At 47.8% G+C, this 9,552-nt stretch carries 9 protein-coding genes; 1 reads left to right on the top strand and 8 read right to left on the bottom strand.

The features are described from left to right. Positions 1–17 precede the first annotated feature (17 nt). Positions 18–1,061, top strand: a complete 1,044-nt coding sequence (locus ACN5NT_RS23010) for a PLP-dependent cysteine synthase family protein (protein WP_419177027.1) — start codon at positions 18–20, stop codon at positions 1,059–1,061. 8 nt (positions 1,062–1,069) lie between these two features. Here the strand turns inward: ACN5NT_RS23010 and ACN5NT_RS23005 are convergent, their stop codons facing one another. The 8 genes from ACN5NT_RS23005 to ACN5NT_RS22970 are packed head-to-tail and all read right to left on the bottom strand — an operon-like array spanning position 1,070 to position 9,508. Then, entirely contained in the window at positions 1,070–1,492 is a 423-nt protein-coding gene (locus ACN5NT_RS23005) for a VanZ family protein (RefSeq protein ID WP_419177022.1), read from the bottom strand. Between the two features lie 12 nt (positions 1,493–1,504). Then, complete coding sequence (locus ACN5NT_RS23000; protein ID WP_419177021.1) at positions 1,505–2,770, bottom strand: nucleotide sugar dehydrogenase; 1,266 nt, start codon at positions 2,768–2,770, stop codon at positions 1,505–1,507. Between the two features lie 30 nt (positions 2,771–2,800). Then, positions 2,801–3,499, bottom strand: a complete 699-nt coding sequence (locus ACN5NT_RS22995; RefSeq protein ID WP_419177020.1) for a sugar transferase — start codon at positions 3,497–3,499, stop codon at positions 2,801–2,803. Next, complete coding sequence (locus ACN5NT_RS22990; protein ID WP_419177019.1) at positions 3,492–4,139, bottom strand: N-acetyltransferase family protein; 648 nt, start codon at positions 4,137–4,139, stop codon at positions 3,492–3,494. Before ACN5NT_RS22990 ends, ACN5NT_RS22995 begins: the two co-directional genes overlap by 8 nt. Next, positions 4,139–5,326, bottom strand: a complete 1,188-nt coding sequence (locus ACN5NT_RS22985; protein ID WP_419177018.1) for a UDP-N-acetylglucosamine 4,6-dehydratase — start codon at positions 5,324–5,326, stop codon at positions 4,139–4,141. Before ACN5NT_RS22985 ends, ACN5NT_RS22990 begins: the two co-directional genes overlap by 1 nt. After that, positions 5,323–6,489, bottom strand: coding sequence for a LegC family aminotransferase (locus ACN5NT_RS22980; protein ID WP_419177017.1), 1,167 nt, complete (start codon positions 6,487–6,489; stop codon positions 5,323–5,325). Before ACN5NT_RS22980 ends, ACN5NT_RS22985 begins: the two co-directional genes overlap by 4 nt. Beyond that, complete coding sequence (locus ACN5NT_RS22975; protein ID WP_419177016.1) at positions 6,486–7,751, bottom strand: glycosyltransferase family 4 protein; 1,266 nt, start codon at positions 7,749–7,751, stop codon at positions 6,486–6,488. The genes ACN5NT_RS22980 and ACN5NT_RS22975 overlap by 4 nt, the downstream gene beginning before the upstream one ends. Next, a complete protein-coding gene (locus tag ACN5NT_RS22970) occupies positions 7,748–9,508 on the bottom strand; it encodes a heparinase II/III family protein (protein WP_419177015.1) in 1,761 nt (586 codons plus the stop codon). Before ACN5NT_RS22970 ends, ACN5NT_RS22975 begins: the two co-directional genes overlap by 4 nt. Between the last annotated feature and the right edge of the window lie 44 nt (positions 9,509–9,552).

Genomic DNA, 9,552 nt, shown 5'->3' with positions numbered 1-9,552 from the left:
ATCGCTGCGGAGCCACCATGCGCCATTGGGTCAACGAAGCCATACGTAAAATAGATGCCGACTTTCAGCGCACTGCCGACACCCATCTTATTAAACTCCCCCTGCCCTGTTACCCAGGGGTAGACATCTATTTGAAGGATGAGAGCACTCACCCAACCGGGAGCTTAAAGCACCGTTTAGCGCGATCATTGTTCCTCTACGGGCTTTGCAATGGGCATATCAATCAAGATACTCCAATCATAGAGGCCTCCTCAGGCTCCACAGCCGTTTCAGAAGCCTATTTTGCCCGTTTGATAGGCTTACCCTTTATCGCGGTAATGCCGGCAAGCACGGCCAAAGAGAAGATCAAGTTGGTGGAGTTTTACGGTGGCCAATGCCATTTTGTTGAGCGCGGTGAGCAGATATACGCAGAGGCAGAACGTTTAGCAAATGAGAAGAATGGCCATTACATGGACCAATTTACCTATGCCGAACGTGCTACAGATTGGCGAGGCAATAACAATATTGCCGAAAGCATTTTTAAACAGATGGAACAAGAGCGCTTTCCCCTGCCCCGCTACCTAGTGATGAGCTGCGGCACTGGCGGTACGTCATCCACGTTAGGCCGTTATATTCGCTACCGCCGATTTGAAACAGAACTGGTGATCGTGGACCCAGAGAACTCGGTATTCTATGAAAGCTTTATGACAGGCGACAAAACACTCACCAGCAATGTAGGCAGTCGCATAGAAGGCATTGGCAGGCCACGAGTGGAGCCGTCGTTTACCCCAGGGGTCATCGACAGAATGATTCAGGTGCCAGATGGCGCTTCGATTGCGGCACTGCGATGGTTAGAGAAATTAACAGGAAGGAAGGCGGGAGGATCCACAGGCACGAACCTGTGGGGGGCATTGCAACTAGCGAAAGAGATGCACGAGCATGAGGACACGGGCTCTATAGTGACAGTGCTGTGCGATACCGGTGAGCGTTACCTCCACACCTATCACGACCAAGCGTGGGTACAAGAAAAGCTGGGCGACATCGCCAGATGGCAAGCCCAACTGCCTGGCCTAGGGGACTAACCTCACTACTAAAAACGACGCTTGCGCAGATACACCACCGCAAACCCCACCCCTACCCCAATACCAACAACATCCGCAATCAAATCCCCTATGCTGGCGCTGCGCCCCGGCACAAAAATTTGAATAACTTCAGTCAGAACCGCATAGAGCAGCAGCAATAAAAAAATGAGATACCAATGCTGCTGCAGAACGTGCCATCCACGCACGAACAACGCACCGCACACTAAGAACAGGGAGGCATGAACAACTTTGTCTATAGGGATTTCAGAGGATGCTAAGCCTGAGGATGGCCATGGCCACAAAGGGTGGATATACAATTGAAGAGCTGAAATCCACTGCCCGGGTATAGAGAGCAGAAATAAGACTAATATGGCGGCAATTATCGAAATGTGTCGGTAATGCTGAGTGCGTTTTGTGGTTTTTATATTCACAGACTAAGAGACTTAAAGAGATCCATCGCTATCATTAAGCACTGACTTTATATCGTATATAACTTGCGTAAGTTTGGGGCGAAAAGGTAAATCTAAAAATTCACGATGTGCAACGGCGAGAACAATGCCATCATAATCACAGAACTCTGTTACTTCCTGTGACGGTAACATCTCAATATCGTATTCTTCTCTCACTTCCCGAGCGTCTGCCCACGGATCAAAAACATCTACTAGGCACCCAAATTCTTTTAGCTCACCAATAACATCGACCACGCGGGAATTACGAATATCTGGACAATTTTCTTTAAAAGTAATACCCAGCACTAGCACCCTCGAGCCTTTAATTTTTTTCTCTTTTGCAATTAACAATTTAATTACTTGATTGGCAACATAAATACCCATGTTTTCGTTCAAGCGCCGGCTCGCCAAAATTATTTCCGGGTTATAACCAACCTCTAGCGCTTTTTTTGTTAAGTAATAAGGGTCAACCCCTATACAATGACCACCAACTAAGCCCGGCTTAAAAGGTAAAAAATTCCATTTCGTCGCTGCAGCCTCCAACACATCTTTGGTACGGATACCCATACGGTTGAAGATCATGGAGAGCTCATTAACAAAAGCAATATTCACATCACGTTGTGCATTTTCAATTACTTTGGCGGCTTCAGCCACTCTGATGGAAGGAGCGAGATGAGTGCCCGCGGTAATGATGCTTGCGTATAGTTCATCAACTCTCTTTGCGATCTCTGGAGTCGAACCCGAAGTGACTTTTTTGATCTGTGTTACTGTGCGAGTATTATCGCCTGGATTAACTCTCTCTGGCGAATAAGCACAGAAAAAGTCTTCATTGAATTTCAAGCCTGACACATGCTCTAACACAGGCACACAGTCTTCCTCTGTAGCGCCTGGATACACAGTAGACTCGTAGATAACGATATCTCCTTTTTTCAATACTTTGCCAACTGTTTTTGAAGCACCTAAAAGTGCTATCAAACATGGACGATGATCACGATCAACTGGGGTTGGCACGGTCACTATGTAAACATTACAATCGGCAATATCATCGGAGAGAGTTGAGAACCGCAGATCTCTTGTTTTGCACACTGCCTTTAAATCATCTTCATCGACCTCGCAAGTCCGGTCAATCCCGTGAGTTAGTTCATTGACGCGACGCTGAGAGATATCAAAACCAGTGGTTGGATATTTACGAGCAAATTCCACGCAAAGGGGCAGGCCGACATAGCCCAGGCCGATAATTGCGAGTTTAGTGTTATGCATACTATTTTCCGGGATAACTGATGGCACTTTTTAAGAGACTGAAAACATCGCGCGTTGTTCGTCTGTTAACAGTGCCATTAATTCAGGCGGTGGCGTGGGTAGTTCTTTGAAATAGTTAAGTGTATTCAAGTGGCGATTGATAATACTGGCCGCGGTCAGGTAGATGATCTTGAAATACAGTAGCACAGACTTATGTTGCGCGTACCACACCTCAAGGTCGCCTTTATAGGGGGTGACAACATCGTCGTGGAACCGGATGGGATCACAACCGCAGTCCACGAGCATTTGCTCCTCATTACGGAAGAATAGCGAACCCACACCCGTCAACCCTGGCCCAGTATCATCGATCACGCGCTGCTGTGTGGGGGTGTATAAACTATAGTGGGGACGGGTTTGAGGACGCGGACCGACGAAGCTCATATCGCCTTTAAGAATATTGAAAAGTTGAGGTAACTCATTCACCTTGGTGCGGCGCAAGAAACGACCAAAAGGTAACACGCGTGGATCATTCACCGCTGTCACAAGACCGCCGGAAAGATTAGGACTATTCTCCAGCATGGTCGCAAATTTGTAGAGCTTGAAATCCTTACCGTATTTGCCTACTCGATTCTGTTTATAGAGAACCTTGTGCTCACCAGTGCACAAATTGATTGCCGTTGCACCTAGCATGAAGATGCCTAAAACTAACAAACCCAACACGGCAAAAAAAATATCCAATAACCTAACCATTCTTGTTCTTCCCTCTTGTTGGAACTACTTGCTCGTAGATCACCGAGCCTTTTCCCGCATGCACCTCAATCCTGCCTAGCGGTTTCGCGCCCATGCGTTGGTAAAAGCGGTGTGCCGGTGCTAATGCATCACCTACGATAATCTTGAACGTTTCGATCTGTTGTTGCTCACAATATTCAATCATTTTTTGGTACAAGCGCCCACTGCACCCAGTGCCCCGTGCGGCAGGGGCCACAACTATGCTCAGTAGCTCAAACTCGGGCAGCGTTAATTCTTCATCAATATTCGCACTACTGCTATAGCGCAGGATTTCATAAATACGTTTGAGTCGCTGCGGCCTGATCAATGACGGCAGCAACGTCATTAAAAGAAGCAGGGGTTTGCATAGCAACTGCCGATATAACGGTTTCATGCTCGCAGCCCCCGACACGAAACCAATGACCTCGTTATTTTCAATCTCCACGATCAGCACACTTGCGTTGCACCCATCTATTGCTTCATACAACAACGTCATGAATCCTTGGCCTAACTGAGGCAGAAAGCCTCTATTTATTCCTTTCATATGTAAAAGCGCAACCTGGCGGTAGAAGGCCTTGTCGCGCGACGAATATGATGGAACGTTAGAAATTTTCTTGGACATTACATCCGGTTATCCAGGTATTTGCCGGTTTCCTTGTGATCAAAACCGGGAATCATCTCATTGAAAAGCGCTACAATTTCTAGTTTATCCCATACGTGTTGACGACGAATGCGAGCAATTTCGTCAAGGAAATAAGTCAGTTTCTGCTCCTCAAACGTCGCCGCATTCTTAATTACACCAATACTTTCAAAACGCGCCATGTCCAGCGTTTCTGCATCCGTGAAGAACTCCTCGAAATCCTTCTCACCGGTCGTGTCGCTAGAAAAAAAGTACACTGGCCATTTCTTCTTTGGAATCAATTCTGCACAACGGTCACGTGCTTCCTGCTCCGATGCGCACTCAAAAGGCTCATACCCCTGCATCGCTAGGTAACGTACGGCAATATCGGAGAAACGCGTCAGGTCCAACGCCTCGTTTAACTTTGGGAAAAAGACATCGCGATTATCGCCCAGCAAACAGGACATCAAACACAACTCCCCTGACTCCTGAGGCGTGACAAAATATCGCCGTACGTCATTGGGGGCCGCAATAGGCTGATGCTTGGCGAAACGTTGATTGAAGCCGTGCAGCAACGATCCGTCCGAGAATGCGACATTGGCGAAACGAGCAGTCGAAACCAGCAGGTTCTGGCTCTCTCGCATCAGAAACATTTCCATGATCCGTTTGCTCGCGCCCATCATGTTGACTGGATTTGCAGCCTTGTCCGTTGACACACAGAAGTACTTGCGCGCACCCTGCTCCAATGCTTGGCGAAAAGTACTCAAGGTGTTCAGGATGTTCACCTCGATCAACCGCATCAAGGTGAACGGGTCCTTCTCACTGCGTACGTGTTTCAGCGCCGAGAGATTCAGCACAAAGTCATATCCTTTCGATGCGTTCATGAGCGCGCTGAATTCTCGCCCTCCGCAATCAATAGCAAAACTTCGGAAATCCCCTTTGATGTAACCCAGTGTGCTGCGGATATCGCGCACCAGTTCCACCATGTTGTTTTCACTGATGTCTACAACATGCAATGCGACAGGATTGCGTTTGAATATTTCGCGTGTTACTGCCTGGCCAATGGAACCGGCACCTCCAATAACGAGAAATTTGCTACCTTCTACTACTTCCAATAACTGACCGTCTTCACGCTTCAGATCAGCAGAGAACAATGCCTTGTCTCGGCCAATCAGCTTCAATACTTTCACTGTCTGATCCTCCAGAACTCGCTTTCAGGTACACTCGACGGCAGATTCACCACTCGCTCCTCAAGCCAGCGAGAAGTTTCCAACCCATCGTTCTGACAGTTCTTGAACATCATCAATGAGCTCATCAACTTCCAGACAGGGCGTGTCATTATGCCCTGACGGTTAGTATGTTCAAGAAAGGCGTTACGCTGGGTGAGATCGTCCAACACGATGGCATTCAACCAATAGTTTGGGGTTGTGTTGGGCAGCGCAGCTATGTACTTCAACTGATTGGCTGCGCAGAATTCCTGGTAACGGCGCGCAATTTCCGCTTTTATCTCAAGCATGATCGGCAGCTTTTCCATTTGTGAACAACCAAGCGTGGCATTGAGATTTGGTAATCGGTAGTTATACGCAACTAGATCGTGCTCAAATTCATACGGATGCAAAACCTTTGCTGTCGTTGTCATGTGTTTGGCTTGTTTTGCCAAGGACTCATCATCTGTCACAATCATACCACCACCGCCGGTTGTGACGATCTTGTTGCCATTGAAGCTCAGGGTTGACAACAATCCGAAAGTACCGGTATGACGAACACCTACATAGCTGCCTAAAGACTCCGCAGCATCCTCCACCACAGGTATGCCAAATTCCTCACAGATAGCGACAATCTCTTCTATTCGGCACGGCAGACCGAAGGTATGCATAGGTACACAAGCTGAGATTCGAGCACCCGTTTTACTATTGATAGCGTGTCCGTCGCGCAACTCAATGTTATCGACAAGCCAGCGCCGCAAAGACACTGGACTCATGCCAAGAGTATCTAAATCAACATCAACGAATACCGGTTTCGCTCCCGCGTAGCTTATTGCATTGCACGTTGCGATAAATGTCAGCGCCTGACTTATCACTTCATCCCCGTGCTTGACTCCCGCCAACTGCAATGCGATATGCAGCGCGGCGGTTCCGTTTACTGTGGCTACCGCGTATCGGCATCCAACAAACTCGGCGATCCTGTTTTCGAATTCGATGACTTCAGGGCCTACTGATGATACAAAGTTGGAATCGATGCAGGCAATCAATCTAGATCGTTCGTTGCCTTCGAAAACAGGTCTATGTAGCGGTATATAGTCCTGTCCGTAAATCCCTCGTATAAACTCAATCAATGAGTTGATATCTCTCATTTAAAATCTTCCGTACTTTTGCCATGTTTTCTATCAATCAGCCAGTTGCAAAATGTAGACTCTAGCCAGTCAACAAACTGTTCCGACAGTTTCTCGCGATCGAACTCACGTCGCGCTAACTCAAGGCCGTTCTCTCCCATTTTATTCAATCTTTCTTTGTCTCCAGCTGCTTCTTCAAGTGAATCAGCAAAAGACACAGGATCATCTGGTGGAATGGAAAATCCACAATCCGTCGATATGATCATATCCGCCAGCCATCCTGGATAATTATTTAGTACTGGTAAACCCGCTGCTATGTAGTCAAAGAATTTATTTGGCGAGGTGCCGTAATAGAATGCTGGCACATTGGCCAGTATTTGCATACCAAGGTCAGTGCTCAACATAAGACCAGCCAATTTGTTTTTGATTACGGGCTCATGAAACACTACATTATTCAGTCTCTCTCTTTGAACACGAGCCTGGAGCGTTTGCTTCAACTTGCCGTTTCCAATTAACAAAAATTTTATATCGCTACGTTCCCTAATCTTGAGCTCGACAGCTGCATCCAGTACTGCGTCAAGGCCATTTGCTATTCCATGAGTTCCCGCGAACACAGCCATGAAGTCGGTTGGAAGGATGCTGTCTGGTCTCCAAGGATCAACATCCGCCGAGAATATGTCAAGGTCACAGCCATTTGGCACCATGATGATCCGCTCAGCTTCAATGCCCCTTGCTCTTATCCCACTGACAATCCCAGGGGAAAGCCCAATCAGTCGGTTTGCAGAGTGATAGCTCAGCCATTCTAGGATGCCCATGGCCCATAGAATGATTGGATTGGAAATCACGCCCATGGCTTTCGGTAGTTCTGGCCAAAGGTCACGCACCTCAAATACAAAAGGTTTACGCCGCAGCCATCTGGCAAATATACCGGGTATCCCTGCAGTGAGCGGTGTTGTCGTTGCAAACACTATGTCATAGCTTTCACCTAAAGCGATTCTTGCACTCCGAATTGCAAAACTGAAAAACGTTCTACCCCTTTTCATGAATCCGTCACTATTCGAATATTGAAGTTCCAACTCAATCACATCAATTCCATCAACTAAACCACGACGAAAGCCTTTGAAAAATTCTCCTGACAATCCGGTAGTTCCTCCTTGAAAGTTTCCGCAAACCATAGTGACGCTATGCCCACGTTGGATCAGCTTCTGCGCCATTGCATAAGAGCGGGTTGCACCTGCCCCCATAGGCGTCACAAAGTGTTGATGGAAATAGAGGACTTTCATTTCGCTTCCCATTCAACACAGGTTATCAACTCGCCAGCATGGTTGATTTCGATCTCCAGAACAGGGATTTCACTCTTGGTCAAATAGTAACGTGACTCCCAGCCCGTCACTAAGGAAATGCGCTGAATTTCCACATTACTAGTGACTTTCACGGAAAAACCCCTGCAGCTCACTGTGGAGTTTGCAATCCGCCACTCGCCCGGTTTCAGTCGCCAACGTAGCACTGCTTTGTCAGTGAAGCCGGATACGTTATCGACAACTTTCATGAAACCGGCTGACAATTGTACTTTTCGCTGATGTTTACAGCGCCAATGATCGCGATAGGCTACTGAAAACGAGTGTGAAGTCGGTTCAACATTGAGCGGTTCAACTACACGTGCTTTAGGCCAACCACCGAACAAGAACCTGCTGATTCTCGGCATCTGATCACGTCCATCAAATTGCACTGTATTATGTGACGCTGTACCTGAAAAATAGCGCATTTCTGCTGGATCGCCGCTGTAACTATAAGTACCTCCATCGCGTAAATAGTTTTCGTTATTAACCCATAAATCCAGGTGAAGAGCATCAGCCTGCCCAGGTCGAAAGCGAAAGCAAGGGTAGCGCAAGACTGCCGTAGCCGACCCAAAATGCAGAACCGCATATCCTCCGCAGTCGAAAATTTCACTTGTGATCGAAGGAAGTGTTTTTTCAGGGACAGGTATTCCCAGCCACTGTAAAGGCAGATTCCAATCACCGGCACCAGAATATGCACGGGCGTCAAGAAAGTGTGCTGCGGCCAGTTGTACCGACGGTCTGTAATCTCTATAGTCGGTGTCAGTCAGTGGCAACAATCGTGCCCCGTCGTTGGCGCCAATATTGGGGGCATCACCTGTCGAGACCTGCACGAATGAGTACAGCCAATGAGTTGCGGCGCGGGCACGCTCGTAAAACGCAGAACTGAACCGAGGCAGCTCAAGCGTGCCACGCCAAAGTTCCACCATCACCAAAGTATCAAGCAGCAAGCGATGATAGTTTACCGAATATTGACTGAAACTCCCATCCGATGCGATCAATCGTTTTGCGCGATTTTCCAGCCATTTGCGTCCAATTCTCTCCCAAGAGGCTCCCCGTTTATCTCCTACTGCCGCCAACCAACTTCCTCCTATAAACAGCGCAGCAGCCTCCGACGTACCATGATTATTATCTTGTGCGAGTGCATATTGGAGAGTGGGTGCGATTCGTTGCAAATGGGTCGTCAACAGATCCAGCAGACCTGAGGATGGTCTCGAATGCTGGCCCAGTAGTCTTGCACCCAAAGCTAAGTGCAGCACTCGAATGGACGCTTCCTGACCACACTTCCAGTTTGGACCTTTATATGGAGGATTATTAAGGCACCAATCCTTCAACCAGAATTCCAGTCGTTGCCATGCATCCTTGTCACCTGACATCATTTGTTCTGTACATGCAATGACCCAGTCGAACCGAGAAGCCTCCCATATCACCTTGATGTCGCCTATTGATGGATCAAAGTCGGGAATCTGCCACCAGAACAAACTGCCAAATCGTGTCGATTGGTTTGTGTTGCATCCAATGAACCAGTTCGGGGGGCGCTCAGAAAGCCTACTAATTTTGATCCCAAATGCTTCGCTGTATTCGTACCAGCCTTTGCGGGGTGGCAGTTCGATGTGAGGCGATTCATGTAACAGGAAGAAGGGATTATCCAGCTTTGGTGCAATCAGCCGCTTTACTGGATTCAGTCCTAGTGCAATTCCCATTCGGTACACAATGACTCGCAGTACGTTTCCCAAGCCCAGTTTGA

Origin of the sequence: Desulfosediminicola sp. (assembly GCF_048381775.1) — a bacterium.
Taxonomy (GTDB): Bacteria; Desulfobacterota; Desulfobulbia; order Desulfobulbales; family Desulfocapsaceae; genus Desulfopila; species Desulfopila ganghwensis.
The sequence above is the reverse complement of the archived record's forward strand: the minus strand, read 5'-3'. Positions and strand labels throughout refer to the sequence as shown.